This window comes from Mycobacterium sp. URHB0021 (assembly GCF_054057895.1).
The window spans coordinates 391,445-417,176 of the sequence record NZ_JBSRZT010000001.1 but is presented as its reverse complement, the minus strand read 5'-3'; the positions used below and the strand labels follow the sequence as shown (position 1 = coordinate 417,176).

26 protein-coding genes and 3 pseudogenes are annotated in these 25,732 nt (G+C 64.6%); 13 read left to right on the top strand and 16 right to left on the bottom strand.

Annotated features, from left to right (window positions below; genetic code table 11):
- Positions 1-226: 226 nt before the first annotated feature.
- From ACVWWN_RS02070 to ACVWWN_RS02060, 3 genes and pseudogenes are all read right to left on the bottom strand, one after another.
- Positions 227-463, bottom strand: coding sequence for a hypothetical protein (locus ACVWWN_RS02070; protein ID WP_457142369.1), 237 nt, complete (start codon positions 461-463; stop codon positions 227-229).
- A 199-nt stretch (positions 464-662) separates the two neighbouring features.
- Positions 663-875: pseudogene (locus tag ACVWWN_RS02065) on the bottom strand (threonine/serine exporter family protein); the annotation flags it as partial.
- A gap of 149 nt (positions 876-1,024) precedes the next feature.
- A pseudogene (locus ACVWWN_RS02060) lies at positions 1,025-1,270 on the bottom strand (threonine/serine exporter family protein); the annotation flags it as partial.
- 423 nt (positions 1,271-1,693) lie between these two features.
- Between ACVWWN_RS02060 and ACVWWN_RS02055 the strand changes: the two are divergent.
- Positions 1,694-1,858 (top strand): hypothetical protein, encoded by a 165-nt coding sequence (locus tag ACVWWN_RS02055; protein WP_457142368.1) that lies wholly within the window; start codon positions 1,694-1,696, stop codon positions 1,856-1,858.
- Positions 1,859-1,872: 14 nt separating this feature from the next.
- Here the strand turns inward: ACVWWN_RS02055 and ACVWWN_RS02050 are convergent, their stop codons facing one another.
- The 5 genes from ACVWWN_RS02050 to ACVWWN_RS02030 all read right to left on the bottom strand — a co-directional run bounded on the left by ACVWWN_RS02050 (position 1,873) and on the right by ACVWWN_RS02030 (position 7,089).
- On the bottom strand, positions 1,873-2,259 hold the full coding sequence (locus ACVWWN_RS02050) for a MarR family winged helix-turn-helix transcriptional regulator (RefSeq protein ID WP_457142405.1): 387 nt from the start codon (positions 2,257-2,259) through the stop codon (positions 1,873-1,875).
- 632 nt (positions 2,260-2,891) lie between these two features.
- Positions 2,892-4,511: an FAD-dependent oxidoreductase gene (locus tag ACVWWN_RS02045; protein ID WP_457142367.1), complete on the bottom strand. Its 1,620-nt coding sequence runs from the start codon at positions 4,509-4,511 to the stop codon at positions 2,892-2,894.
- Positions 4,512-4,560: 49 nt separating this feature from the next.
- On the bottom strand, positions 4,561-5,532 hold the full coding sequence (locus tag ACVWWN_RS02040) for an iron-containing alcohol dehydrogenase (RefSeq protein WP_457142366.1): 972 nt from the start codon (positions 5,530-5,532) through the stop codon (positions 4,561-4,563).
- 97 nt (positions 5,533-5,629) lie between these two features.
- Positions 5,630-6,178, bottom strand: coding sequence for a VOC family protein (locus ACVWWN_RS02035; RefSeq protein WP_457142365.1), 549 nt, complete (start codon positions 6,176-6,178; stop codon positions 5,630-5,632).
- A 500-nt stretch (positions 6,179-6,678) separates the two neighbouring features.
- Positions 6,679-7,089, bottom strand: a complete 411-nt coding sequence (locus ACVWWN_RS02030) for a cupin domain-containing protein (protein WP_457142364.1) — start codon at positions 7,087-7,089, stop codon at positions 6,679-6,681.
- A gap of 691 nt (positions 7,090-7,780) precedes the next feature.
- On the opposite strand from ACVWWN_RS02030, the gene ACVWWN_RS02025 reads away from it, so the two are divergent.
- Positions 7,781-8,599, top strand: coding sequence for a class I SAM-dependent methyltransferase (locus ACVWWN_RS02025; protein WP_457142363.1), 819 nt, complete (start codon positions 7,781-7,783; stop codon positions 8,597-8,599).
- 358 nt (positions 8,600-8,957) lie between these two features.
- Here the strand turns inward: ACVWWN_RS02025 and ACVWWN_RS02020 are convergent, their stop codons facing one another.
- Complete coding sequence (locus ACVWWN_RS02020) at positions 8,958-9,224, bottom strand: integrase core domain-containing protein (RefSeq protein ID WP_457142404.1); 267 nt, start codon at positions 9,222-9,224, stop codon at positions 8,958-8,960.
- Between the two features lie 67 nt (positions 9,225-9,291).
- On the opposite strand from ACVWWN_RS02020, the gene ACVWWN_RS02015 reads away from it, so the two are divergent.
- Entirely contained in the window at positions 9,292-10,254 is a 963-nt protein-coding gene (locus ACVWWN_RS02015; protein WP_457142362.1) for an IS3 family transposase, read from the top strand.
- Between the two features lie 118 nt (positions 10,255-10,372).
- On the opposite strand, the gene ACVWWN_RS02010 is transcribed toward ACVWWN_RS02015, so the two are convergent.
- The 5 genes from ACVWWN_RS02010 to ACVWWN_RS01990 all read right to left on the bottom strand — a co-directional run bounded on the left by ACVWWN_RS02010 (position 10,373) and on the right by ACVWWN_RS01990 (position 15,677).
- The gene (locus ACVWWN_RS02010) at positions 10,373-11,440 is read right to left on the bottom strand and encodes a lytic transglycosylase (protein ID WP_457142361.1); all 1,068 of its coding nucleotides are present in this window, start codon (positions 11,438-11,440) and stop codon (positions 10,373-10,375) included.
- 71 nt (positions 11,441-11,511) lie between these two features.
- Positions 11,512-13,710 carry a hypothetical protein gene (locus tag ACVWWN_RS02005; RefSeq protein ID WP_457142360.1) on the bottom strand — a complete coding sequence of 733 codons (2,199 nt, stop codon included), beginning with the start codon at positions 13,708-13,710 and terminating at the stop codon, positions 11,512-11,514.
- Between the two features lie 239 nt (positions 13,711-13,949).
- On the bottom strand, positions 13,950-14,390 hold the full coding sequence (locus ACVWWN_RS02000) for a hypothetical protein (protein WP_457142359.1): 441 nt from the start codon (positions 14,388-14,390) through the stop codon (positions 13,950-13,952).
- A 218-nt stretch (positions 14,391-14,608) separates the two neighbouring features.
- Entirely contained in the window at positions 14,609-14,878 is a 270-nt protein-coding gene (locus tag ACVWWN_RS01995; RefSeq protein ID WP_457142358.1) for a hypothetical protein, read from the bottom strand.
- Between the two features lie 94 nt (positions 14,879-14,972).
- Entirely contained in the window at positions 14,973-15,677 is a 705-nt protein-coding gene (locus tag ACVWWN_RS01990) for a hypothetical protein (RefSeq protein ID WP_457142357.1), read from the bottom strand.
- A 182-nt stretch (positions 15,678-15,859) separates the two neighbouring features.
- Between ACVWWN_RS01990 and ACVWWN_RS01985 the strand changes: the two genes are divergently transcribed.
- Both ACVWWN_RS01985 and ACVWWN_RS01980 read left to right on the top strand, forming a co-directional pair.
- Entirely contained in the window at positions 15,860-16,441 is a 582-nt protein-coding gene (locus tag ACVWWN_RS01985; RefSeq protein ID WP_457142356.1) for a PPE domain-containing protein, read from the top strand.
- Between the two features lie 535 nt (positions 16,442-16,976).
- Positions 16,977-17,204: a hypothetical protein gene (locus ACVWWN_RS01980; protein ID WP_457142355.1), complete on the top strand. Its 228-nt coding sequence runs from the start codon at positions 16,977-16,979 to the stop codon at positions 17,202-17,204.
- Positions 17,205-17,321: 117 nt separating this feature from the next.
- Here the strand turns inward: ACVWWN_RS01980 and ACVWWN_RS01975 are convergent, their stop codons facing one another.
- Complete coding sequence (locus ACVWWN_RS01975; RefSeq protein ID WP_457142354.1) at positions 17,322-17,966, bottom strand: helix-turn-helix domain-containing protein; 645 nt, start codon at positions 17,964-17,966, stop codon at positions 17,322-17,324.
- 390 nt (positions 17,967-18,356) lie between these two features.
- On the opposite strand from ACVWWN_RS01975, the gene ACVWWN_RS01970 reads away from it, so the two are divergent.
- From ACVWWN_RS01970 to ACVWWN_RS01935, 8 genes are all read left to right on the top strand, one after another.
- The gene (locus ACVWWN_RS01970) at positions 18,357-18,824 is read left to right on the top strand and encodes a WhiB family transcriptional regulator (protein ID WP_457142353.1); all 468 of its coding nucleotides are present in this window, start codon (positions 18,357-18,359) and stop codon (positions 18,822-18,824) included.
- A 544-nt stretch (positions 18,825-19,368) separates the two neighbouring features.
- Complete coding sequence (locus ACVWWN_RS01965) at positions 19,369-19,737, top strand: hypothetical protein (RefSeq protein WP_457142352.1); 369 nt, start codon at positions 19,369-19,371, stop codon at positions 19,735-19,737.
- A 207-nt stretch (positions 19,738-19,944) separates the two neighbouring features.
- Positions 19,945-20,817 carry a DUF2637 domain-containing protein gene (locus tag ACVWWN_RS01960; RefSeq protein ID WP_457142351.1) on the top strand — a complete coding sequence of 291 codons (873 nt, stop codon included), beginning with the start codon at positions 19,945-19,947 and terminating at the stop codon, positions 20,815-20,817.
- Between the two features lie 79 nt (positions 20,818-20,896).
- A complete protein-coding gene (locus ACVWWN_RS01955) occupies positions 20,897-22,420 on the top strand; it encodes a DUF4226 domain-containing protein (RefSeq protein ID WP_457142350.1) in 1,524 nt (507 codons plus the stop codon).
- Between the two features lie 14 nt (positions 22,421-22,434).
- Entirely contained in the window at positions 22,435-22,740 is a 306-nt protein-coding gene (locus ACVWWN_RS01950; RefSeq protein ID WP_457142349.1) for a YbaB/EbfC family nucleoid-associated protein, read from the top strand.
- Between the two features lie 67 nt (positions 22,741-22,807).
- Positions 22,808-23,113 (top strand): hypothetical protein, encoded by a 306-nt coding sequence (locus ACVWWN_RS01945; RefSeq protein ID WP_457142348.1) that lies wholly within the window; start codon positions 22,808-22,810, stop codon positions 23,111-23,113.
- A gap of 13 nt (positions 23,114-23,126) precedes the next feature.
- On the top strand, positions 23,127-24,752 hold the full coding sequence (locus tag ACVWWN_RS01940) for a PPE domain-containing protein (RefSeq protein WP_457142347.1): 1,626 nt from the start codon (positions 23,127-23,129) through the stop codon (positions 24,750-24,752).
- Positions 24,752-25,117 carry a YbaB/EbfC family nucleoid-associated protein gene (locus ACVWWN_RS01935; protein ID WP_457142346.1) on the top strand — a complete coding sequence of 122 codons (366 nt, stop codon included), beginning with the start codon at positions 24,752-24,754 and terminating at the stop codon, positions 25,115-25,117. Before ACVWWN_RS01940 ends, ACVWWN_RS01935 begins: the two co-directional genes overlap by 1 nt.
- Positions 25,118-25,527: 410 nt before the next feature.
- Here ACVWWN_RS01935 and ACVWWN_RS01930 read toward each other — a convergent pair.
- Positions 25,528-25,711 (bottom strand): annotated as a pseudogene (locus ACVWWN_RS01930) (helix-turn-helix domain-containing protein); the annotation flags it as partial.
- Positions 25,712-25,732 lie beyond the last annotated feature (21 nt).

Sequence of the window (25,732 nt, the reverse complement as noted above, 5' to 3'; positions counted from 1 at the left end):
CTAGAGCGAGGCGACACGGGATATTAGTAAGTCAAAGATATTGATGCACAATTTATTTGGTGTCTGCATGCGCCCAAGTGGCTTCCAGTATCGCGGCGGCGGTATGCGCTGTCGTGACGGCGCGCAGTCATCCGGTACGGCCGTGTGGCGCCTTCCATGTAAGTGACAGTATCGCGAAATTGTGATCTGCGCGAATTCGCAACTCTGCAATGCGCTACTTCCGGTCCTAGTCGCCGGTACCCGTTGGCGGAGAACTCCGTCGATCTCGCCGAGGGCGGGTAGCAGTGGCACGATGCCAGGCGATACGACCAGTGGGCGGCGCGAGATTGCGGCGTTCCATCAGCCGGCGCACCAAACCGATCGGCACGGCCGCGGCGAACGACGCGACCACGCGCCCCACACCGGCGCCCTGTGCGAGGAGAAACGCGATGGTGCCGGCCGCGCCACCGAATGTCGCGGCCACCGCCGCGGTCCGTTCGGCATAGCAGGCCAGGGCGTAGGCCGCAGCGCTCGCCGCACCGAATGCGACGCGCGGGCAGCTCCGTCAGTGCGGGCGGTGCACTCGCGCCGATCGCGACGAAGGGCGCGCCGAAGCTGTTGGCCAGGTGCAGTACCAACGTCACACCGGCGATGGTCGCGGCGGTCATCATAACCAGCTCGAAGAAGCGGCCCGCCGCGGTGACCGGAGCGCCGGAGATGAAGTCGCCGACCGAGCCCACCAGGGAGAGGCCGGCGAGCAGCACCACGAGTCCGGCGGCGATGGCCACCGTCGGTTCGAAATGAATCCCCAGCTTGGGGCTGAGCCAGTAGAGCACCAGCGGGGGCGCGGTCGCGATCCGACCCCCACGCGTACTGGAAAAAGGACGGGAGTCCATGCCTGTTGAGCCGTCGATTGACGCGGTCGATCGTCACGGTGCTCAGGGCGCTGACCAGGCAGACCAGCAGATTGGCACCCAGGGGTGCCCGCCGTGGCGAAGGCCAGCGCACCCCAGGCGAGGGCGGCGACCAGCGATTGTACGGGTGCGGCGCGGTGACGATCGCGTCCAGCTCGTCGTCGGGCTTTCGAGGGGTTGACCTGTCCAGCGCGGATGCGTGCGATCAGCCGGTCGACGGCCGCCAGCCGACTGAAGTCCATCGACCGGGACTGCACGGTGTGCAGCGTGGTGGCTGCCGACGACGTGGATCCACGGTAAGCGGCGACGTCGATCGTCGTGCTGATGACGTCGACTTCGCAGCGCTTGATGCCGTATGCGGCGGTGATGGCCGTCACTGGTCAGTCGCTGCGGTCGTTGACATGCCGGACGCCATGAGGATGGCACCGATGCTCCCGGCCAGATCGAGCACCTCGCCCACGCTCCTGGTAGGCCTCGTCGAGCTCGGGCCCCTTCGACTTCGTCAGTCGCGGGAGGCTGTCCGTGGGTAGCTCGGTCTCTCGGACGATCCGGTTCAAGATCTCGCTGACGTGCCCGCCACGGTTAGCCCGCGCGATCACGGGTCACCTCCACAACACTGCCCTTCTGTTGAATGACAAACTCAGACGCCGCCGGCGCACGCCCACTTTGATCCGCTCGGCCGCCTTGGGATCGCCTTGCGGTTGGCTCCATTACCGACTTGCGGGTGTCGACGAGCCGGATGGGGAACCCGCTGTCGGCGCTGCGAACGCGAGGTCGCCCTACAAGTCGAGGTCTGGAAAGTGACGGACGCGATCACCGTCGTGGGCGAACCTGAGCTGATCATGCATCGTCTGGTGGTCGAGGCTTGTTGGCGTGCGCGTGGTGCGGCGAAGAGTCAGGTTATCCGGGTTAGCGGGCTGGGGCTGACAAATGCGGTCCTCGACTCGGGCGTGGTGGCGGATTGAGGGGCGATCCTGCATCAGGGATCACTCTGGTTCGACTGTAGGATTCGGCGCCAAACATCGTTTAAATCCTCGACATTGGCATCCGAGAGGTGCTGCAGGAATAATCGCCTGACGCCAGCGAAGTGCACATCCATCGCCCTTCGTAGTTCCGCACCCCCCTCGTGTGTCAACTCAGCCGTAACAGCCTGTCGTCCCGTGCTTTTGGTTCGATCTACCAAACCGCGTTGCTTGAGGCGATCGACTATGCGGGTTACTCCGCTCGGAGTTACCAACGCGGCACGGGCGAGATCGATCATTCGGCAACGGCCGTTGGGCATGCGCCACAGTTGATAGAGCAGATCGAACTCGCTGAGAGTGAGACCCGTCTGAGTCTGAAGTTCTACATCCAACTCGGGTAGCACCCTCGCGTGCAGCTCAAGGAGCCCGCGCCAGGCGAGGAGCTCAAACGAAGTGAGGTGCGGCACCGTACGTTCGACCGGCCGCGACGACTGCACGACCTTCCGACGCACCGTCCGATCAGCGCTAGGCGGCGTCGGGGCATTCTTGCGCGCGAGATAGGCCCGCTGTCGACAGGCGGCTGAGCAATACCTCGGTCGCCGCCCACGGGGGTTTACGTCGATTTCAGCCAGACAAACTGGGCATGTCGGCGTGTGCACGACTCACTCTCTTGTGACGTAATATAGCTCTTTACACATTACGTCACGACCACGCCCAGCGGCGTGACCATTCACCTGCCTCGCAACTGGCCCTACAAGAAGATGATTACCAGACCGATTCGGGGTTACTCACAATTTCAGCGTTCGACGCGAGCCGCGGTAGCCTGGTCGGTTATTGATACGACAAGTTTGCGTATTATGCGCGGACTGGCGACGGGCGATACACGTCCTCGCCCCGCGGTGCATGGCCTGCTGGCGTCCCGCCTCGCCTGCATTGGAGATCGTGCCTCGATGCTGACGAGGGTCGCCACGCTCGGTGCATAGCTGTTAGCACCGGTCCCCTTTCACTGGCTGGCGGCGCAACGTCCGCGCCGACGTTATTCGACAGTGATCGGAGGGTGTGGATGCAGCCACTGCGCCACATAATCCGCGAGTAGGCCGGCGTCTTGCAGGCTGCAATGCGCACCGATATACATGTCGGGCCGGATCAGGACCGCGCGTCCTTCGCCCGATCCGATCCCGTATCGCTGGGCCAGTTCGCCTAGCTGATCTGGAACAGTGTGGTCGTCGTCGAAGCCCGGTACGGGGTCGTTTGATATCACGACGTTGCGGACCTGATTACGGTAGCGGGCTTTCATTGTCTGCGAAACACTCTGTGCGAGGGTGAAATCAGCATCACTGTCTGCACATGGAATGAGAAGCAAGGTGAAACCTGCGTGCCTAACGATGTCAAACAATCTCTTCCGTGGTTCGAGGACAAGCTGGGCGTCCGGAGCGCGGTCTCCTGCCTGCGGCCCGGGAACCGGAGCGGCGCCACATGCGGTCACCGTGTCTCGATAGTTGTGGGACAACCCCGAGATGAGTTCGACCATCTGCTGTTGCCAGCCAGGCTGGCGTGTCAACGCGATCCGGTCTTCGAGACCCTTGCCAAATGCCATCACGATGTCGTGTGTAGCCTGCGCACCGGCGGTGATCTGTGCGCCGATCGGCCGGCGCTCCGCCTCGTAGGTGTCGAGCAATGAGTCTGGGGCGGCCTCGTCGATCACCGCCGCCAGCTTCCAGCAGAGGTTGAAGGCGTCCTGCATGCAACCATTCATTCCCTGGCCACCAGCCGGAGAATGAACATGTGATGCATCGCCGCACAGAAATACTCGGCCCTTTCGGTAATGCTCGGCCTGTGAGTTGAGGATCTCCCACTTGGTCGCCCAATGAGGTTCGCCGATCTTCATCCCTATACCCAACCGATTTGCGACAGCCTGAAAGGATCCGCGTGGATCGTCGGCACGGGTCATGGCGCCGGCATCGCTCAGGTAGACGCGCCATAGCCGCCCCGGAAGCCGAGTTACCAGCATGAAGATCGATTCGCCGATGAAATAGTTAACCCATGAGTCGTCAAACGAGAAGTCCTCTATCTCCACGTCCATCATTGCCATGACACCGACTTGCTCTCCTACAAAGGAAATTCCGGTTCTGTCTCGTACCCGGCTGTGCGCACCATCGCTGCCGATCACCCACGAACACCGGATGATCTCTGATGCTTCGGTGGCCCGATCGATCGTGGTTATTGTGACGCCATGTTCATCCTGGCGGAGATCTTGGAACTCGCGGCCGTACTCTGGCACGATCCCATAATGGGAGAGCAGATGCTCGCGTAGCACACGCTCGAAATCATTCTGGTTGATCTTGTAGTAGAACGGATATCGAGTCGGAAGTCGGCGGAAGTCAGTGCGTGGTTTCTGGTCCTCGCTGAGGCCCTCGAAGTGGTATACGTTACCCGGACAACGTAGTGAGACTTCCTCGATTCGGTGCGCGACGCCAATGTGCTCGAACATTTCCATGGTGCGAGCGTGCAGAGTGAACGCGCGTGTCGTGTGCGACGGCCCCGGACGCTTCTCGATCAGCCGCGGGCGAATATTGCGCCGCGCCAACTCATGCGCCGCGATGAGTCCGACTGGGCCGGCGCCGATGATGACAACTTCTTCGTCATGATTTTTCATCTGCAGTCCTGACGTGAGGGAGAATTGCTGTGAGACGTGTGCGCTATCGTCATGCTGCAGCCTCCAGTATCGGAAGGAGGACGGACGAGTCTGCGGCATTGACTAGGTCGGGACGACTAACTAGCCGACTTACGAGCGCTCGTGGATCAAGCGGTGGGCACAGGTCCGCCAGTTTTACCGGAAGAGTGAGGGATTGGGCGAAGTCCTCGACAGTCGAGAACGGCGTACGCGTACTCACGAAGCGGCCGATGAGTTCTGCCGAGTCCACCGCTTTGGGGACCAGACATGCCATCAAGGCGCCGTGGTCGCATCGGAACCGCGCCCCGAGATCTTCCGCAAGGATTTGAGCAGGCCCGGGGCCCGCTGCTTCGAGTGCCATGCCTGCTAGGGCCGCGCCACTGAGTGCAGCCTGCCTTAAATCTGAATCTTTCGGGTTCGCTATCAGTTCCGGCAGAGCGTCCCACAGCATCTGTAATCCCGCAGCTGCGTTGGCGGTGCCGTGGCCGTCGGGCCTTGCGAGGACCTCGAGACATTCGGCGATAGCCGTCATTCCACTGGAAGCCAGAACCATCGGCGGAACGCCCTTGAGTAGATCCAGGTCCCGGACTACACAGCGCGCGGCGGAACGAGATGACCGGCCCGCCTCCTTGCCCTTGTCAGTTGTGACCAGGTAGCGCGAGGTCATCTCGGCACCCGACAGGGTTGTCGGTATGGCGATCCAAGGCAAGCGTAGGGAGAAAGCGACTATCTTGCCGTAGCCAGCTGTCGAACCTCCTCCAATGGAGATTACTGAATCGGCGTGCACTTCCTGCGCAGACGCCACAGCCAAATTTGCCTGCCATGACGGCACATGCGCTACAGCATCGCTGAAAATCCCTGTCACACTGTGCTGGAGAAGGTGGCGCACTCGCTCCGCCACCTCCCCCATCCCCGGACCGACCAACAGCAGCGGCCTTCGGACGCCAATCCGGCCAAGGACGTCGCCGATTTCGGCGATCGCACCGCGCTTGTCGAGCTGCATCGTCGGCGATCCAGATCTCGTTGCTCTGCTTGGTGGTCTGGTCATTGCCAATCTTTGTCTTGTGTGGTGCGGTCAGCCCGGGGGGTGGACCGCCTTATCAATTACGGGGTTCGGCGCCTCCGTGACCGTCCGGGCTGTAGTGCAGTTGGAAGCGAGAATATTTGTCCTGGCCGATCGCCTCGAGCGCCGCAGGGACCGGGTTGGGATCTTGCAGGAACGGCTCCTCCGCGTCACAGGCGTGTTTCCACGTTGCGAATTCGAGTGCGATCTTGTTAACGGGGTCTTCGAAGTAGATCGAGTGGCAGAATCCGTGGTCGAGGTCGCTCTTGATCTTCACGCCGTTGGCTTCGAGCAGTGTCTTTGCGTTTTGCAGCTCGGTCTCCGAGGGGACCGTGATGGCGAGGTGATTGCCGGCGCCGAGCAGACTGTTGTCCGCCGGAGTCTCAACGTCCAGGAACTCGAAGAAGGCAATCGTGTCCTGCTCACTGATCCGGAAGAAGTAGTGCCGGCTGCCGCCGAGATTGCCCGGCACAGCACCCGGGAACGGATCGGGGTTCGGCAGCTGCAGGGTAACTACCACGGGGAACCCCAAGAGACCGTTATAGAACTTGACCGTTTCGTCCATGTTATTCGTGACGAACGCCATGTGGTGGCAGCCCGTTGTGCGTACACCCATTGAAATTCTCCTCTTCACCTTGCTTCGGCCCGTTCGGGCCAGGTCCATTGATCCAGATGTGTTATCGCTCGGTGCAACTCGATCGGTTGCGCGGGAAAAACGATGTCTGATGTTTGTCGGGCGGCTTTACGTTCGAAACAGCCTCGAAAGCCACATTTGATCCCGACATCCGACTTGGGTATGGGAGTCATTGCTGACGTAAAGCGGCGAAACTGCTATCGCGTCACGGCGAGCGCGTAGGTGGTGTCAGTGCTTAAACGACGATGCATGATGACCCGAGGGTGGCACTAACGCCCTTTAGGCCTGGCCCTCACGGTTGACGCGGGTAGCGCGATCCATCATCGGTTTCCGCTACCGAGTCAAACTTCCACCTGCGAATCCGGACCTCGCCTGAACCACCACCGCGACCACTCCGCACTGGGAGGCCAACCATCCGCCAGCCGCGTGCCTAACCGCTCAGATCAGTGCAGTTACCCACCATGCTGGCGGGCACTCGGGTGGCGCAGATGATCGCGGGCCACGATTTCTTCGGGCTCGAGCATGGTCACCATGTCCACACCAGGAGCGCAAATGCACACCGCCAGAAGCCGGAGCCAATTGTCTGTGTCCGGATTCGCAATCTGGTAATGCACGACGTCGCCGCCAGGTTCCCAGAACGCCTCGCCCGCAACGATTTCCCGCGGCGCCTCACCCTCCAACTCAAAGAGCATTCTGCCCTCCAACACGTATCCGAAGACCGGACCGGAGTGGCGATGCGGCGCGACTCCGGGGTCGGCCGGTGGAAGTTCGAGGAGTTGCGTCATCGCATGCGAACCCTCCGGAATGGCGGGAGGGATGGCACTGAGAAGATCGGTTTTCTTGACGTTCCCGTAACCCAACATGCTCACAGCTCCTTTATGGACAGGTGCCCGCCGGGAATCGCAAGCAGAGCAATGCGCTCGCCCAATGCAGTAACTCCTAGCCGACTTGCTTCGGTTTGTGCGGATCCGGTCCGCTGAACCTGATTTCAACCTCACGGTAATACCGACTCATTGTCGTGTCAACGAGAGGGTGCAGTCGCACATGCGGGAGACGTCTTGAAGTTCGGCATGCTCTGAGTAACAGCCCTATTCGCTCCGATATCCATTCTTGAGACCGAGAGCCTAGCGTGACGGAATGTGCCAGGACTATTTCGTCACAACGGTGTCATTCGTGTCCGTGCTGATCCCCAAGCGTGATGATGCCGCTGCGCTCCGGCGGTGTGGGTCTTGCCCGGCCTGGGCGCGGGTAGCGCGCCCTGGTGCACATGGGCGTCGACGGCTAGAAGGATCACGGAATGCTCCTCAGCGCAACAATATTAGAAAAGCGCAACGCGCACCCGGCATAGTGCGTGCTGCGGAGCACACCAGGAGCGCATCCGGACAATCCTCACGCCACTCTAACATTAACGTTACTGTCATGCACACGAAACTCCGTACGGAACCGCGAGCGGTGACCCCACCCAGCGTTGCCGACAGGCGTGGCGGTGGCAGAGAACATATTCGCGTTAGGACCGGTGACATACAATCTGCGTGCTTTGCGTTAGTAAGTAACGTGACCAAACCTGAATACGTTCTGGGCAGCGACGACGCCGAGATTGCGCGTCTGCAGACGCAGGCCGCGTTCATCGCCGAACCGACGACTCTGCTCCTTCAGCGTGGCGGCATTCGGCCCGGCATGCGGGTCCTGGACCTCGGCTCCGGGCCGGGCGACGTCGCTTTTCAGGTCGCCGAGATGGTCGGGCCCGACGGATCCGTGGTGGGCATCGAGCAGGATCCCGCCCAGATCGCCGTGGCCATGCGGCGCCGGGACCATCTCGGAATCGGTAATGTCGACTTTCGCCACGAGGACGCGCGCACGTTCCTAGATGAGGAACCGTTCAACGCCGTGGTCTGTCGGCTGCTACTCCTGCACCTACCCGACGTCGTCGACGTCCTGGCCCACCACCGGCGCAACCTGCGCCCGGGCGGAGTCTTCATCGCCGTCGACTACGACGTCGCTGGCATGCGCGCGCTGCCCGAGGTCGAGCTGTATTCCCGCCTGATGGGGTGGATCATGGCCGGCTTCGAATACGCACACGCCGACCTGTTCGTCGGGATGCGCTTTCCCGTGCTCTTCGAGCAGGCGGGCTTCCGTGACGTCGGGACCCTCGGGCTACAGGTCTACTGGCCACCGAAAAGTTCCCACGCAACGGCGTACTTCGTCGGCATCTTGCGCGCAATGAAAGATGCGATAGTGAACTCCGGTGCCGCGACCGAGGAGGATCTCGGTCTCGACACACTCGAGCAGCGACTCGGCGAAGCCTTCACGTCGGCGAACGCGGTGTTCTCGTTGCCGACCGTGGTCGGCGGATGGGGACGCCGCCCCGAATAGGTGCACGTCGCTGCCAAGCGCATCACCGTCGCCGCGATGGGCTCCGCGGTCTGGCCGGCCGCTGTGCCGTCCCCACCTCGGCATGACGATGGGCCATGACGTGGCCCCGCAGGGGCGCGGCGGAGTCAAATCTCGCGGCAGCGATCACCGCTTCGGCCCGGAGATGTGCCCGCGGTGATCAACCTCTGGCACCCGATCCGCGCATTGGTCAATGCCGTCGCGCAGGGCCCGAACTCGGTGGTGACCGTGGTTACGGTCACTGACACGCGCCGAGCCTGCTCGCCTCACGCGCTACCCATAGCCTGATCGTGCCTAGAGAAGGCCGTCTGAGGTTCCCCCCTGAAAAGTGGACAGGGGGTTATGCGGCTTGGGTGGCCGCGTCCAGTGATTGTTCGTAGGCGATGGGGCTGAGCATTCCGATCGCGGAGTGACGCCTTCGAGCGTTGTAGAAGTGCATCCACTTGTCAACTGCTGCAACGACTTCCACCTTAGCTAAGAAGGTGTGGCGGTAGTAGTACTCGTGTTTGAAGGTCGACCACAGCGATTCGGCGCCGCTGTTGTCCCAACAGATCCCGGTGGCACCCATCGAACGACGGAGCCCGGCATCTGCGCAGGCCTGGGCCATTGCCCGCGCGGTGTATTGGGCGAATTCAACTGGTCGTCGCAACACCTCGGGTTTTCGGAGGTGTGTGATGGGTGTGTTGGAGCGTCAACGGGCGGTTCGGTTGTATCGGGGGCAGATTCCGTCGCCGGGTCGGCCGACGGTGACCTGGCGGCAGGACCGGGTGAGATTTTGGGCGGCTATTGCGGCGGGGGCGATGACCGAGGACGCCGCGGCCGATGTTCGTCACCTCCAGCGCGTGCTGGGGGTCAGTGAGCGGTTCGCCTGCCGGGTGACCGGGCAACACCGCGCCACCCAACGCCACGAACCCACCACCGACACGCCGCAGGATCCTGATGCCGCGCTGCGGGCGTGGCTGCGCCAGTACGCCAAGGACCATCCGCGTCGTGGGTTCCAACCCGCCTATCACGACGCCCGTGCCGACGGCTGGATTGTTAATGACAAGAAAGTCCAGCGCCTTTGGCGAGACGAAGGACTGCGGGTGCCGCAACGGCGGCGCCGTAAACGCCACGGCACCTCGACTGCGCCGTTGACGGTGACCGCGGACGCACCCAACCGGGTGTGGGCCGTCGACTTCCAGTTCGACGTCTCCACTGACGGGCGCCCGATCAAAATCGTGTCCATCATTGACGAACACACCCGCGAATGCCTGGGCGGGATGGTCGAGCGCAGCATCACCGGCGAGCACCTGGTGGCCGAGCTGGAACGCCTCGCGGCCGAACGCCGTACCTATCCTGCGGTACTGCGCTGCGACAATGGACCGGAATTAGCCTGCAGCGCAATGACAGAGTGGGCTGACGGCCAGATCGGCCTGCACTTCATCCCGCCCGGCGAGCCGTGGCGAAACGGCTACGTCGAATCGTTTAACTCCCGCATCCGCGACGAATGCCTCAACATCCACAGCTTCTGGTCACTGCCGCATGCTCGCGTGGTCATCAGCGACTGGAAACACGACTACAACCATCACCGGCGGCACTCATCGCTGGGCTACCAACCACCAGCCCGCTACGCTGCCAGCTGTACCCACCAATGAACGACTCTCGTTCGCTGTGGACCAATTCACGGGGTCCGGCCAGCCAGACAGTGGCCATATCGATTGAGATTTGGCCATTTCAAACTGCGAACCTACACGGCCGCTCGGGAGGTCCGGCTCAATAGCCTTTCGGGGGCCGGCGCGGGTCGGCCTGTTGGATCCGCATCGCCAGATCCGAGCCGTCCAGAGACACCCCGTAGCGGCGCGTGGCGTAGTTGACGAAGGCGCACGCCTGGCCGAAGGTGTCTCGGAAGTGCGTCGATGTACCCGGCTCGTGGTATGCGTTGTAAGTGGTCCGGATGAACTGGAACGGTCCGCCTGAAGGGTTGCCGGCCCTGGCGTTTGAATCCGAACCGTTCATCACGTCACGGAAGTTCGATTCCCGCTGGGCGACCAGCATCATGCCCGCCTCCCAGCGGGCCCGCGCGGCCGGATTGCGTATTCCCTTGTGGTCCAGCGCGGCTCGGATCGCCGCCCGCACATTTTCGGCGCCTTCGCCGGTGAACGATGATGGGAAGCTGCGGCCCGTGGCGGACTGCTCGGTGGCGTTGTGTGAGTTTTGGCTGCCGAGCATGCCGGGCAGCCGGGAGAACATCCCCATGCCGGGGAACCCACCGCCACCGCCGCCCATTGACGGCATCCCGCCACCGCCGCCCCCCATGCCCGAGCCGCCCATACCTCGGAACATGCCTGCCGGCGACGACTGGGCGGCCGAGCGGTAGGCCATCGCGACCTGCCGTAATCGGGTGGCCAGCAGCTTATTTTGGGCCTTGGTGGAGTCGAGCTGGCGCTGCATCGCGGCCAGTCGGTCGTCCATGCTGGTCACCAGTGTCTTCACCCCCGACGGTGTGCCCGTTGCCGGGGCGATCGCCGCGGCGGTGCTGGCCGCGCTCTGGCGCACACCGGTGGCACCGATGCGCCCGTTCTGGCCTTCGGTGCTGCCGGCGGCCGAGGTGCCGTTGGTTTGGGCGTCGAGTCCGGTGACCTTTCCCCAGGACTGCTTGTACCCGTCGCCGGCGCTGCTCGCGCCAGCGCCCAGCGCTGAGTCCGCTGGTGCGGCCGGAACACCCGGGCCTTGAGTCAGCACCGACCCCGGGCCGGGTCGTGCGGCGGGAAAAACACCCTGAGCAGCGGCCAACACTCGGTCCACCTGCGCGATATACGCGCCCACCCCGGAGCCGCCCACCCGCTCAAACTAGACCGCACCCACCACCCACAACCACGCCCCAACTAGCCAATTTGAAGCAATGGGCACGGTCAGACGAGCGCGGGTGCGTTGACGCCCGCAGTGATCGCGGCATAGACCACGTCGGCAATATTGCCGCTCTGCCAGCACAGCAGCGTTTCCAGTCGGCGGCACTGGGCGAAGTCATGCTGATATGCGGCTAGCTGCTGCGGTTCCTCCACACCCATCAAGCCCGGGCGCTGTGAGCCGGCCATCAGCCGATCCAGCTCGTAATGAGCGTTCAGGTCTTCCCACTCGCGTTCAGATGGCCACTGGTTGGCGATGATTAAGCGCGCCACCGACATGGCCGCCGGTGACATCTCCGTTCCGGAGAACACCACCTGCTGCGTGAGCTGCCGAGCGTATCGCTCGGCTTCGTCCGGATCCCGTTGCAGGCCACTAAAGATCGCCGGCGCGATCGTCTCCAGACGGTGCGAGCGGCCTCGAGTCAGCATCGCGGCACCCGCCTCACCAGGAGCGCCAAGAGGCGCGACGCCGGTCGCGACATCGGTTGTGGCCGAACGCACTTCCTCAGAATCCTGGGCCCATGTCGTCGCGATCGCCGAGAGCGCATCGCCCCTCATTCGGACTGCGCGCAGAACGGTTTCAGCAGGATTGAACCACCCGAACCACCGGGCGTCGAAGTCAGAATCGAAGTGCGCCGCGAGCGGCATCGACCGTGGGATGTAGACACCGAAGGGGATGTATCCAGCCCCCTCATTGGTCGTCACCCACATCTCGGGGAAGCCTGATGCTCCCCGGGAGACCGCTACCGCCCACTCCAAGCCGGGGTAGATCACGCTCGACGCCGCCGCCAGATCGGCGACGGCCGCGCGCGCTGTCTCTAGATCGGTCATCGACACGTCGCGACCGACCCGCTGAGCGTTGTTGACCTCTCGGACTCCGGGCAGGAAGCCCGGCGACCCTGGCGCGGGCCCGGCGCCACCGGGGGCTGCCGCTGTGGGAGCGCTGGGAACCGAGCTGGCAACACCCGCAGCGCCTGCGCCGGCGGCAGGAGACGGCGGCAGCACCGAACCGTAGGAGGTCATCTGCGGCGACGCACCCGAGGATCCGCCCGCAGATCCCAAGCCACCAGCGGGAATCCCGCCCATGCCGCCGCCGCCTGACCCCGTGGCGGGAGTCGCAGAGGCAGGAACGGTCGACGCGGTGGGAGCTGCAGACGCCGGTGCCGACGCCTGCCCCAGCGGAGCAGCCGACAACGGGCCGGCGGGCGGCTGTGGCGCTGCGGAAGAAGCAAGAGGCGGCATACCGCCGGCCGCAGCATTGCCCGCTGCCATGCCGCGACCGAACTCCCCGCCCACCGATGCGGGACTAGCCCCGGACGCAGGCCCCTGGAGCCCTGACGCCGGGCTGGACAGGCCACCGGCCCCCTTAGCGCCGCCTGCCATGCCCTGCATGGAGCCCATGCCGCCACCCAAGCTGCTCAGCGGCGACGATCCCCCACCGCCAGAACCGCCGCTGCCGCTACCCATCGAGGGCGGCGACGGCATGGACGGCATCGACGGCGTCTTCGTTCCAGTCGATCCAGGCGACTCGCTGGACAGGGCTGGCCCGCGGCCGGCGAGCGCCGAGGTGGGAAGGCCCTGGTTCTGAGGTTTTGCCGCGGTGGGGTCATCGGTCGAGTGAGCTTGGCCGCGGCCAGGACTGTCTGGAGTCGTCGCGTCACCGGCCGGTTGCGCGTCTGATGGCCCATCTGAATGTGGCCTACCGCGACCGTCTTCCGGCTTATCGTGCTGCGCCGGTGACCCAGGCGGACCTTCGGGGAAGCCGAATTTGTTGGTGAGCGCGGTGGTTTCGTCTCCGACCTGCTCGACGAGCTGGCCGCGGAAGCCTTCGATGAGTGTGCGGTACTTGGTGGTGATGACTGCGATATGCGCTGTGGGAACACCGCCAGGCGCTTTGAGGTAGTCCTCGATCTCCCGGTGCGCCGTGTCGTGTGCGTCGCGGATGTTGCGCTTGGCGAGCCGGATCAGTTCGCCGAGGCGGCCGTTTGTGTTAGCAACCCCGTCGAGGACGTCGACGACCGCCATGTGGGCTTTGTGTTCGGCCGAGTAGTGCTCGTAGGCGGCCTCTGAGCCGTCACCGTCGGTCCAGTGCTGGGAAAACACTTCATCAGTGAGACGCTTGGCTTCGTCGGCCGCCTCCTGATGTCGTTCACTCAGTTTCTTGAGCTTGGTCTTGGTCTGTGCGAGTTCAGATTCCGACTCCATCGGCCATACACCCGGGCCGATCAACGCAGAGGTGTACAGGCCTGGCTGGAGGTGAATGTCACCCCGGCCTGGCATACCGAATGAGGGGACGTAGTGGTCCGGCGAAGTCGGCTTGGCTGCGTTGAAGCCCTTCAGCAGTTTGGCTGCTTCTGAATTCGCCCGATCTGCCGCAGTTTTGACGTGACCGCCCTCTTTGGTCGCTAAGTCGGTGACACCGCTGGCACCACTAGCCGCTGGCATCAGTGCGGCAACCCGCACGCATCGGCCAACGCATAGACGGCATCGCTAGACGTGTCAGTAAGTCTGTTGACCTCATCTATCGTGGCAAGACCAAGAGCTGCGTTCATCAGGTCGAGGTTCGTAGCGACCACGCGATGGGCGAGCTTCGACACGTCCTCGGGGGTGGCGGGCACAAGCGCATCTTGAATCGACACGGTGCTGCTCAACGTTCGCAGCAGCATGGGCATGTTGGGCTGTCCGTTAACCCTCGCTCCGCCTTGGCTTTGCGAGCCCGCAGTCGACACGTCGAAGCTGTGGCACAGAGCCTGTTTCGCGTCGGCTTGCTCGGCCGCAGTGAAGGTGGGAGCGGCTGGGTCTGCAGAGGACACAGTGACCGAGTTCGCCGCTGAACGGGCGATCGCGTAGGTGATGGCCGCTGTGGCAGCGATGGCCACCACCATGAGAACTGCAGTGGCCAATGCCCACAGCCACATCCGAGGGGGACGAGGAGAAACCTGTTGGACGGGGCCGTGCGCCCCGCCCGACGGTGGCGGATTCCACCCGTAAGGCGGCGGGTTTTGCGGGTTTTGCGGCGTGCCGGGGTGGGGCGGAACGCCACCAGCAGTTTGCGGCGACCAGGCCGATGTGCCGGTGCTCATGATCTGCCCCTCCCTTAACGCTACGTTCGAAGCGATGCGGCGCTTGCTTGCTCGGTTGCCTCGTATGTCGTGACACTGGACTGCGCAGTGGCCGCACCCACCGTTACCCGCGCCGAAAGATCAGCCAGCCTGGCGGCCACCAACCCCGCAGCGAGAGCGTTCGTCGCGCTCACATACAGGCCTTGCGGAAGCGTGATGTCGGTGCCGGCGATGGCCGTCGAACGACTCTGCGCAGAGGCGGCCAGACCCGTGCCGGCGGCCTCGGTGTCGATCTGTGTTCTCGCGGGCATGGGCCTGATCCTACCTGCGGAGCAGGTCAGACACACCGCCCCAGGAACTACCGCCGGGGCCTTCGAGGACGTCGTTTGCGTGATCTGTGTCCCGTCAGCGCAGCAGGGCGGCCAGGCGCGGATCGTGCGCCCAGCGCTGTCCCAGCACCGCGGTCGCCGTCCACAGCGACACCATCGGCACGGCAGGGCCGGCCAGTCGCACGGGTGGTTGCCCATCGCCGGTGTCCAGCGTGAGTGTCCAGCTGTCGAGGTCGGGATAGAAGCCGGAGATGTCGCCGTACCAGAGGCTCTGCAGCCCGGAGGGTCCATCCCAGATCAGACGGTAGGTCGTGCTCCAGATATGGGCGGTCTGGTGGTCGCGCCAGCTCGGCTCGGCATTGCGCTGTGCTGCGCGCTTGCGGCGCCGGTTGACGGCTGCATTAACGGCCAGTGCACCCACCATCACCGCCGGCCGGGCCAGCACAAAGTAATCGCTTCGCACGTACTCGCCATCGCCGCCGTACAGCAAACTCAAGGTGAGGTCGGCTTCGAGCAGGCCGGACTCACCCTCATTAAGGACCGGACCGAAGATGGCGATCTCCGCGGGCGGGTGACCGGCCAGGAAAGACTTCGCACTGTGGCGTGCGTGGTCCCACCACCACTGCCAGGGATCGGTCGAGGGACGTGCAGCCCGCCCCGGTCGTGGGTGCGCAGCCCCAATGGGCTGCGGGCCCGAGGCAGGGACCGGCGCAGCAGGCAGTACGCACAGGTCGCCACCTGGCGTCGCCGGGCCGTTTCGAAGCTGCTCTTCCCACCACATGGCAGCAGTATCGAATATGGGTCAGACACATAGCGACGCCCATAGAGCGCGGATTGCAGCTGTCGGTGAGCGAGGCACGCTCACCCCAATGGATTGCCCGCTCGTCGGCAGTTGCTCGTATTTAGGCGATGCAAAACCCTCGGGAGAGCCGTTAAACGTTGCTGGCGCAGGTGATAGCCCCCGTGCGCCCACTCATGCGGGCAGTGAAGGAGGTCAGCCTGGCAGAACTGGACATCGACACCGCCGCGGTCACCCAGACGGCCGCGACGGTGGCGGGGGCGTCATCGTCGACCGCCTCATCTGGGGTCATTATCACGGCACCGGCTGCCGATCCGGTGTCGGCCGCTGTCGCCCAGACGTTGCAAGCACGCTGTGCCGCGGTCACGGGATACACCCTCCTGGCCCAGGCGATCACGCAGGCACGCGGGTCCGTGCTGACCAGCAGCGCCAGCACGTACGACGAGCAAGAGCAGCTCAACGCCTCCAGCCTCAGGTATTCCAGCGGAAGCCTCAGCCAGGGCGCGCCACCGACTATTCCTACGGTGGCCGCACCGCAGGTCGGCACACCCACAACCAACGGCAAAGACATCACCACGTTGCTCCACGGTGGGCCGGGCCCGGCCGGCCTCTACAGCGCTGCCCAGCAGATGCGTTCGCATGCCACCGAGCTGCAAAGCACAGCCCGCCTACTCCACAGCCGGAGCACCGCCTTGACTGCGGACTGGCAGTCAAGCGCCGGAGATCAAGCGTCGCGACCGATCTAGGAGCTGAGCCAGTGGTACGAGCGCCACGGTGAGCATGCAGCGGCCACAGCGACGGCGTTGGAACTCCACGCGGATGCCTACTCCCGTGCCCGCGCGAACACCCCACACCGGCACAGTTCGAGGACACCGAGAACCGCCTCTAGCAAGCTGCCCAGGCGAACGCCAACCCAGCCAACATGGGGCGCTACGCACCCGTGGTGTCTGCGCTGCAAACCGAACTCGGTGGTCTGCACTTCAAGGCCATAGCGCAGTATGCCGACTACGCGCGCAGCGCCGGAGAATTCTTTGTTGGTTGGCGCTCCGCTGGAGCCACCGCCCCGCCTGGCCGCCGGCGGGGCACAGGCGCTCGATGCACCACTGGCACCCCCCTCGCCCGATGATTCTCAGAAGTATGTGCTTAATCTGAGCAAGATGGTGGTCCAGGACCCCAGCACGTTGGGCCCCAACGGTTACCGCGAACTCCTCCCCCCCTGCGGGGTGTGGTATCCCGAAACCCCTCTGGCCCAGCGAAAGCGCCGGTGGACTTCAAGAGATCGTGCAGCTCGCACCAGACGCACTAGGCCCCTCCTATTACCAGGAACTCATCCCCGACTCAGGCACTTGGGTTCCGCAACCGGGCGCGTTGGTCGGCGCGTCCGACAAGCTGCCCGAGTTCCCGATCGACGTGCGTGACCTCGTCCAGGTACCCGAAGGGCAGTTAGCGCCCTTCGACACCAAACAGATGGCTCCCGGCTTGTGGTACCGCCCGCCGCATCCACGGTGACGATTCGCGCCTAGGCAATGGCTCACTGTAGAACGCGGGCACCACAATCCGTGGCTATCAGTAACCCCGGCAAGCCCGGCGCAACCCCTGTTGGTGGAATTCGTCGGCAGACACGTGCTAGGACAACGGTTCTCGGAGTTGAACGAGAAGCCGAATCGCTTCTCCGCGCTCAGCGTCGTCGAGCCAAGTCATCATCCGTACGATGATCTCTTCGGCTTCGCGGGCGGAGTTGGCCACCTCGGTCATCAACGCCTCGCGGGCCTCGGCGCTGATGGAGCGCTGGTGCTCGGACAGAGTCGAGCGCAAAGCCACGATTTGCCGGGCAAGGGCGAAGCGGTCCCCGGCATCCAGCCCTGTGCGGGCCTCGCTCGAATCAACTCCCGCACCAGTTCGAACCGTGGTGCTATCTGCACCTTGCAGCTCTGCTGACTCCGACGACGCATCGTCCGCCGCGCTTGGCCTAACCGGCGGTGGTTTACGGCCCGCCCCCGTCGTGGGCTGGCGAGCCTTAGAAACGGGCGTCGGTTTCCCGCCGGCGAGAGTGTCCTCAATGCTGCCGGGTTCCCAATCCAGGGCATCTTCGATTGCGCGCGCCGTACGCGGATTTACTCGCTTGGGCGTGCGCCGGCGGTGCTCAATGTTGCGGATCACGTCAACAGAGACATGGCCGGCCGTGGCCACGTCGACCTGCTTGAGGCCCAACTCCGTGCGCCGCGCCCGGACCGCCTCCGCGAGCTGATCCCAAGACATGTTGCGCCACATTTTGCCTTAAAGACCGGGAAAAAACCCGCTCCTGCGGTGTGAAACTGTGATTGATCACGGCTCCAGCCATGCGCTCAGTCGAATGAACCGGCGTCGATGCGCCCGATGGCAAGCCCGCACCGGGCCCGGTTGTCGACCGAAGCCCGGTCGTGCAACTCGGCCTGGCGTCTCCGGGTCCATACTGTGAAAAATCACGGTTGGTGGAGAAGCGGAGCCGGTCCCTCTAAATGTTCAGTGAGCTGCGTTGATGTCAAGCGCGAGTTACGCCTGAGTGTGTAATTTGCGGGAAATCACGGTCACAACGATGCAGAAGCGTGAGAAATCCTGCTACGGTAACAATGCCGAGCATGAAAAATCATGTTTTTGATCGAAGGAAGGATGACCCGGGACATGAACGCTCAGACCGCCACCGGCCAGACCGCCTGCAGGGCGCGCGGTGTTGATCGCCACAGCCAAATCGAGGTGCGGACGTACAACACCGAACAGGCCACGCCGTGCCGCACGGTAGATCCAAACAGGGCGCGAAACGGCCAAGAACTGTGGTTCTCGCAGTTCAAGGACCGGATTGTGGCGGTACGCGCCTGCCAGGACTGCCCCTTCATCGGCCGCTGCGGATACAACGCCGTCGCCGGGCGTGAAGAGTTCGGCGTATGGGGCGGCCTGTCGCTGCCCGGCGACAAAGGCAACCCCGAGCTGCTCGAATCGGCCTACGCGTACCTGCTCGCGCAGTTCGAACGCCGCCGCAGCATCGAGCTGCCCAATCTTCCCGCCCCTGCGATGCCGTCAACGTCGGTGCGCCGCCGCCGCGCCAGCACCGATATGCACACCAGTGCCGACGTGCACACCTGCGCGGCCTGACCCGATCCGGAACCGCCGATGACGATGACGGTCGGTACGCCCATTGCCCCGCGCCGCCACAGACATGGGTCGAAGTCGGTCTCTTCGGCCGCCAAGCGCACTGTACCTGCGCCAAGGTTGGAACCCCGGCGCTTGAAGTTGCGCACCTCGCATCCACAGACGGACCCATGCACGCGACCCCAACGCGTTGTGTACGCGCCGTGCCGCTTCGCCGCTCCACGATTCGATCCCTACGCCCCGCCTGAACCAGAAACTGCGGCCGATCATCTGAGCGCACCGAAGGGGCCCGCCTTATCCCGATCGTTACCGAATAGGCCCTCGCCAACGGTATTCCCGAGGAACCACGCCGCCAGTCACAAGAGCATCACGACCACCCGGCTTGGCGAGGTTCACATCACTGCTCCATCGACAAGCGCGACGGCATGGCTTTCCAGAAATCACCGCGGGGAAGGGTGACACTGCTTCAGGCGTGGGATCGCCCCGCAGAGGACACCCGTCGCTGGGCGACCGCGTGGTCGTGAAAGCAGCCTTGGGCAAGAAGGAGTTGGCGGTCGTCGACGTGTTGCGCGGCGATCTGGAACGCTCTGCCTTCCTCGGCGTGGTGCTCACCGAGCACGCCGGCCACCGGGATCTGCTTCCCCAGCCCGAGCAGCTGATGCTGGTCGACAACGTGCTGAGTGAAGCCACTGTGCAATGCCTGCTCGACGAAGTCGCCAATCAGCCCGAGATGCCGACGCCGCGTCGCCGCCGGCTCAGGGAGCGCAAGGCCGATGCCACGGTGCGTGTACATCCTGACGTGCGCTACGAACTGGAACGCCGACGAGGCGGCCTTGCCCAATGTCACTTCAACGCGGACTGGTCACATCCAATTCTTTTGAACGCGTCGATGTCGATCGGCCTCATCAAACGGTGACAGCTGCCCGCGGGATTCTGGGCAGCGTCGCGCGCGACGGTCCTGCGCCCACGTTTTTTGGCGCGTCGCTAAGGGTGCAGTCGGGGTTGTTGGATATGAGTTGGACACAGGCTCCCGCGTGTGCGGGCACAACGGTGGTGGGCTGTAGGCAACCCTGTGTGAGTCCCCTGTGGTGACAGCACCCTCTCCCTGAAAGCAGTGAGACCCATGACCGCAGTTGACGACATGATCGCCTTCGCCGATGACGACCAGGCGGACATCCACCCCCCGCTGCCGGACAACGTTGAGGCGTGGTTTCATGACGGCGGTGCAGACCCCGGACCTGTGGAGGCGCCAGCGCTGGTCCGAGCGAGTCGGGCGGTCGCAGTGGCCATCACCGCGGCCATTGCCGTCTCCAGCTTCATCTTGTCCTTTGCCGCGCTGAGCGATTTGGCTCGCCGGACGGGCAGCTGGACGGGCTGGCTGCCGTATCTGTGGCCCGGAATCGTCGATGGGGCAATTGTTTTGGCGACGATGGGGATCCTGACTACCGCTGCGTACCCAGACCAGCGCAAAAACAGGCAGTTCTTCTGGGCGATGCTCGGCATTGGAGCGCTGGTGAGTATCGGCGGTAACGCGCTGCACGCCATCCTGTCTGCCACGGCGCCGCTGCCGACCGCCCTTGCCTTCGCCGTGGCGTGCGTTCCGCCGGCGGGCATTTTGGGATCGACTCACGCGGTCCAGATCTTGTGGCGATTCAACCCTTCCCGTGAATCAGCCTCGTCGCCGGTTCGCACCACCACCGTGCCCGCGCGGGCGCAGCAGTACGACCGCGGCCAGCGGTGGCTTGCGTTGGCCCGCGAGATCCACAACCGGGGCCGACTGACCACTCACTCCGAAACCACACTGAGCCAGGCACTGTGGCGACTGTTTGAGGTACGCCCGAAGATGTCGCTGCGTGCCATCGGTGAAGAGGTCGGCGTCGGACACCACGATGTCATCGCCCGACTGCGCCAGACCGCCACCGAAGTGGTCCGCGACCGGCCGGATCTAGTTCCTATGCCCGTAGCTATCGATCCTGTGCCGGGCTTAGCGTCATAAGCGGCAACGAGGTGGTGAACAGAGAGGACGTCCGCTCGTGACTTTTGGTCTTCCGAGTCTTCCCAACATTGTGGGGGACGTGCTCGAGCCTGCCATGGAGAACGCGGTCAAAGTCGTGACCGCCGTAGGCCGGGTGTTCTCCGACGGCGACCATCCGCAATCGCAAACTCCGTTGCAGCGCAGCAACACTGCGCTGTTCGGTCCGGTCGGCCCACCAGCGGCACCGCCGCCGGTACCGCCAACCCCGTCCGGCAACGCCGGCGGGTTGAACGACGGGGCTGCCAATGCCGGCGATCAGTACAGCAAGAACGTCGATGGAGCGGCCCTGACCGACGACAAGTTGGCGGCACTGCTCAAGCAAATCTTCGAAGCCAATCAACAGGCCCGCGACAAAGTGAATGCGATCCTGGCCGACATCCAGGCCAAGTCGAAGCAGATCGCACCCGAGATGGGCGACCCATCCTCGGTGATGGCATTCCAGAAGTTCATGGATCAGAAGTTCGCCGAGATCCAGAAACTGCTCGCCGATTCGCAGGTAGACGCCAAGACGCAGGCATCGATCATGGATGCCCTCGGCGAGGAGTACCGCACCAATGGCCCGAAGCCGCCGGACGGTCAAAAGGATCCCAGGGGCGGTGACAGCGGCACCGGTGGCGACTCGTCGGGTCGCGGCGGCGGTGACAGTGCACCACTCCCGGCCGACGGCGGCGCGGCCGCGGTGGGCGATACTGGCGCAGCCGGTGCTGACCCGTTCACCGATCCGCTCGCCGGTATGGGCCCCATGGACATGGGCGGCGGGATGTACCCCATGTCGCCGCTGGCCGGACTCGGTTCGGCGCTGCCCGGGATGCTTGGCGGCCTGGGCGGCGGCGGGGGCTCTCCGCTGGACGCGTTGGGCCCGGCTCTCGGCGGTCTGGGCTCGACCCTTCCCGGGCTGGCGTCGCAATTCGCTGACAAAACTGGCCAGGACCAGACCGGGCCTGATGACAAGTTCTCCGACACCAAGGGCGACGCGAAGGCCGACAAGCCCGAAGATGCGGACTTCAAGGACGACCAGGGCAAGCCCGACACTTCCAAGACCGAGCCCGGCAAGGACGGCGCCGAGGGCCCGGCTGATCCGGCGCCGGCGCAGCCGGTGTCCAATACCGCGGCGGCTGCCGCACCAGCCGCCGCACCCGCCGCCGATCCGAAGACCGTCTCCCTGCCTGATGGGACGTCGGTCACCGCTGCTGACGACCAGCGCGCGGCGGCGATGAAAGCCGTGGTCAACGGGTCCTCGGTAGGTGCCGCCTACGGTGATCAGATTCCGCCGGCAGGGTCGCCCGTCATGAACCCTGTCGACCGCGACAGTCTTCGTCCCGGCGATTACGCCCAGTTCGAGGCCAAACCGGCGGTGATGTACATGGGCAATGGCAAGATTTGGCTGGATGGACAGCTCAAGCCAGTCTCTGCCCTGCCGAGTTCGTCGGAGTTCTTGGGCTGGACCGCACCGCCGGCGGCTGGGGGCGGGACGCAGGCGGCGGTGCCGCCGCCACCAACTGGCACACCGGCACCAGCTTCGGTTACCCCGGCGTCACCGCCTATCGGTAACCACACGGCATAGGGGAGCCTGCGAGCATGCAGTCAGAAGCTGAGACCCAGGAGCGCACTTACGTCGAGACGTCGCGCACCGGGGTGCTGCTGGTCGAGCTCGACGGCAGCGGAGGTGTGGTGCGCGTTCAGCTCGAACCCGAGGTGAACGCAACCTGGTCAGCTGACACTCTCGCCGAGCGGCTGCTGCATCTGCACCGCTTAGCGCTCATGCGAGCCCGCTACGCCCAGCGGCAACGCATGAACGAGATGGGCGCCGATATGCCGCCGGACGACACCTACCCCGGCGAGTCCGACATCCACGCCTATCGCGCACAGCATTTGGATTTTTAGGGCCGCGCTAACCGCTACAAATCAGGGTTACCCTGGGCAAACGACCTGTTGGGAGAAAGGACTAGTTATGGCGGACCGGTTAACGGTGGACTTCGAGGCCTGGGACGACCACGCCTCATGGTGGGAGAACGAGGGCCAGGCCGCGCTCCAGCGCATGGCGGTCGACAGCGACACCCTGGAGTCCGCCCGCCACGCGTTCGGCAAGATAGGTTCGTCGACAGTCGGGGAGGCCTACGCCACGACGTTGGCGGCGCGGCACGAACTCGGCCAACGACTGGCGGCGAATGCGCAGGCGGTGGCCAGCCACATCCGCCGTGATCTGCAGACCTACGCCGATCAGGAGCATGAGAACCAGCAGGCGCTGAGGACTTAAGCCCGGTTGTTTGATGGCCAGTAGTGCGAACCTTTACATCGACCCTGACGGTGTTCGCGCCGCCGGGGCTGGTCTGTCGACGGCCAGCTCGTCGGGCGGCGGGGCACCGCCGGCGGTGACGCCGTGCGCGGCCGACACCACCTCGGTGAAGATTGCCTATGCACTATCTACTTCCATCAGCGAATTGGTCAATGCCACAACGGCGTTGCATCAGGAGACCGCGCGGGCCGCGGCGCGGCTGAGCCGCAACGCCTTGACCTACGAGGACCAGGAGCTGGCCAACGCCGCGGCGTTGGCCAGCTCGTCGAGGGGCCGGCCGACTTCCGTGGCGATCGGCGATGCCCCGGCAGCGATGGCCCCGGCTTTGCTGGCCCCGCCGATTCCGTCTCCTGGCGTACAGCCGGTATCTGGCAAGGAAATCGCCGCGCTCATGCATCGCGGGGCCGGGCCGGAGGCGTTGGAGTCGGCAGCTCAGGCGCTGGACGCCCACGCGACGCAGCTCGACTCCGCCGCACAGTCGTTGCGTTCTGCGCGGTGGACCAGCGAGCAGAATTGGGATTCCTCAGCCGCCCAGCAGGCCAGTGCCCACTTGGCCACACTGGAATCTACGTACACATGCCATGCTGAGCAGTCACGGGCGCTGTCGCGAGATGCAACCTTGCAGGCGAACAACTTTCGTCAAGCTCGCGCGAACACCCCGAGGCCTGAATACTTCGCCGATCTAGAACGCCGACTGCAGGCCGCCGCGGCGGCTAACGCGGCACCGAACAGTCTTGGCCGCTACACCGCGATGGTCACCAAACTTCAAACTGATCTCGCCGCTGCCCATCGGCAGGCGGTCAACAGCTACACCACCTACACCGCCGGCGGGCAGCTACAAGCCAAGCCCCTCGAACCGGGCGTCGCAACCACTACACCCAAGCCGGCCGGCCTCGGTGAGCCTGGAGGCGAGCCCAGCAGCGAGGAGGCGTCTGAGCCTGGTGCCGATGCTGTGCTCGGTACCGATCCTGCGGCCAGCGCTCTCGGCGCCCCTCCGGGCGGCGCCGGTGACCTGATGCAGTCGGTGCTGCCCACCGTGCTCGGGGTGGTGGCCGGCGCGGCCGGCGGTCTATTGGGGGCTCTCAGCGGCGCTGCCGACAAGGTCCAGCAGACCGGCTCGCAGCTCGTCGGGGGACTGGCCCAAGGAGGCGCGTCCGCTCTGCAGGGCCTCTCGGGTGGCCAACCGGGAAGTCCCGGGTTGCCCTCCGGTGATGACGGCGAATCCGGCGACCTCGGGATAGGTGACGGCGGTGGCGGCGCGGAGCCTGGCGATACCGAGCCTGCTTCGGCCGGTGACGGTCCGCTCGCGGCGGCACCGGCGTCGGCGGCCGCCGCGCCCGCTGCGGCGCCAGCCCCGACCTTCGGCTCCGCGACTCCGGCGGTGAGCGCCTCGGGGGCCGGCGCGGGGATGGGTGCGCCGATGGGCGGTGGGATGATGCCGCCGATTATGGGTGGACCCGGCCGAGGCGGTAGCGGCGACGATGAAAAGCGCCTGTACGAAGAGAAGCGGCTGCGGTTGACCACGCCGCCGAACGCCGAGCCGGTTAAAGGCCGTGTGGAAGCGCGCGAATCACGTTCTGAGAGAAGGGATAAGCCCTGATGACGCTCACTGACGATCAGTACGTCGCGCAAGCCGAGGCAGCACTGGCGCACATGCGTGCCCGCAATAAGGCGTTCCTCGACGCTGTTGACGGCATTGACATCCCGTCCCTGCACGATGCGGTACGCGCGCGTTTCGATAGCAATGGCGAGCTGGTCGATCTCGACATTGCGCCGGAGGCGCTGAGCACGTACACCAACGTCGAACTCGAGCAACTGATCGCCGATGTGTTGAGGGAGACACGCAACCAGCTCACCGATCAGATGCACTCCCTGTTCGTGAAATACCTTGTGCCTACCGATCCGCGATTTGACCCTGACGTGACCGGTGAGCGGTACGTAGCACCTCCGCGGCCGGATGCCTAGCGCGGCGTGGCGATGCCGCGGCGCGTCGAGGAGTCCACTGTCGGTGGCGTATCCCTCGACCGGCCGCAGCACGTATCCCTCGGGGATGGCCCCGGTCTTGTAGCTGGCCGAATCGTCGCCGTCTGGTCTCTCCCACGCAGGCAACCCTCGGCTGCAAAGCCCTGACGAGGCAAGGAATCCGCCGGATGGATGCCCTGGAGCGCAACCACATTGATTCACGTAGCAAGCGTGCGCAGCACGCGCGGCAGCCGGTTGTCAAAGAGGCACGTCAATCGCGGCCGCGCACCCGTGCGACGAGCTCGGCCCGGGCCCGGTGGTCGGCTTCAACGGCGGCAGCTCCCTTTCGTGCGGCGCGCGCGCCGATCTCGGCCGCCACTTGGCGGGCCGACATGTGCGCCGGTTTGCCCAGCCGGCTCGAACCCGTCCACCGCCGAACCCCTGCGGCGCCCACTCATAGCGCGGCGGCTCGTGGCACGCCAACGCCTTCTTCACCGTGTTCTTCGAAACTCCCAGCCGCCGCGCGATCGCACGGACAGCCATCCCCTCGGCCCGATGCAACCGGCGAATCTCCGCCCAGTCCTCCACCTTCAACACCTCATGATCGTTCACGGAGTG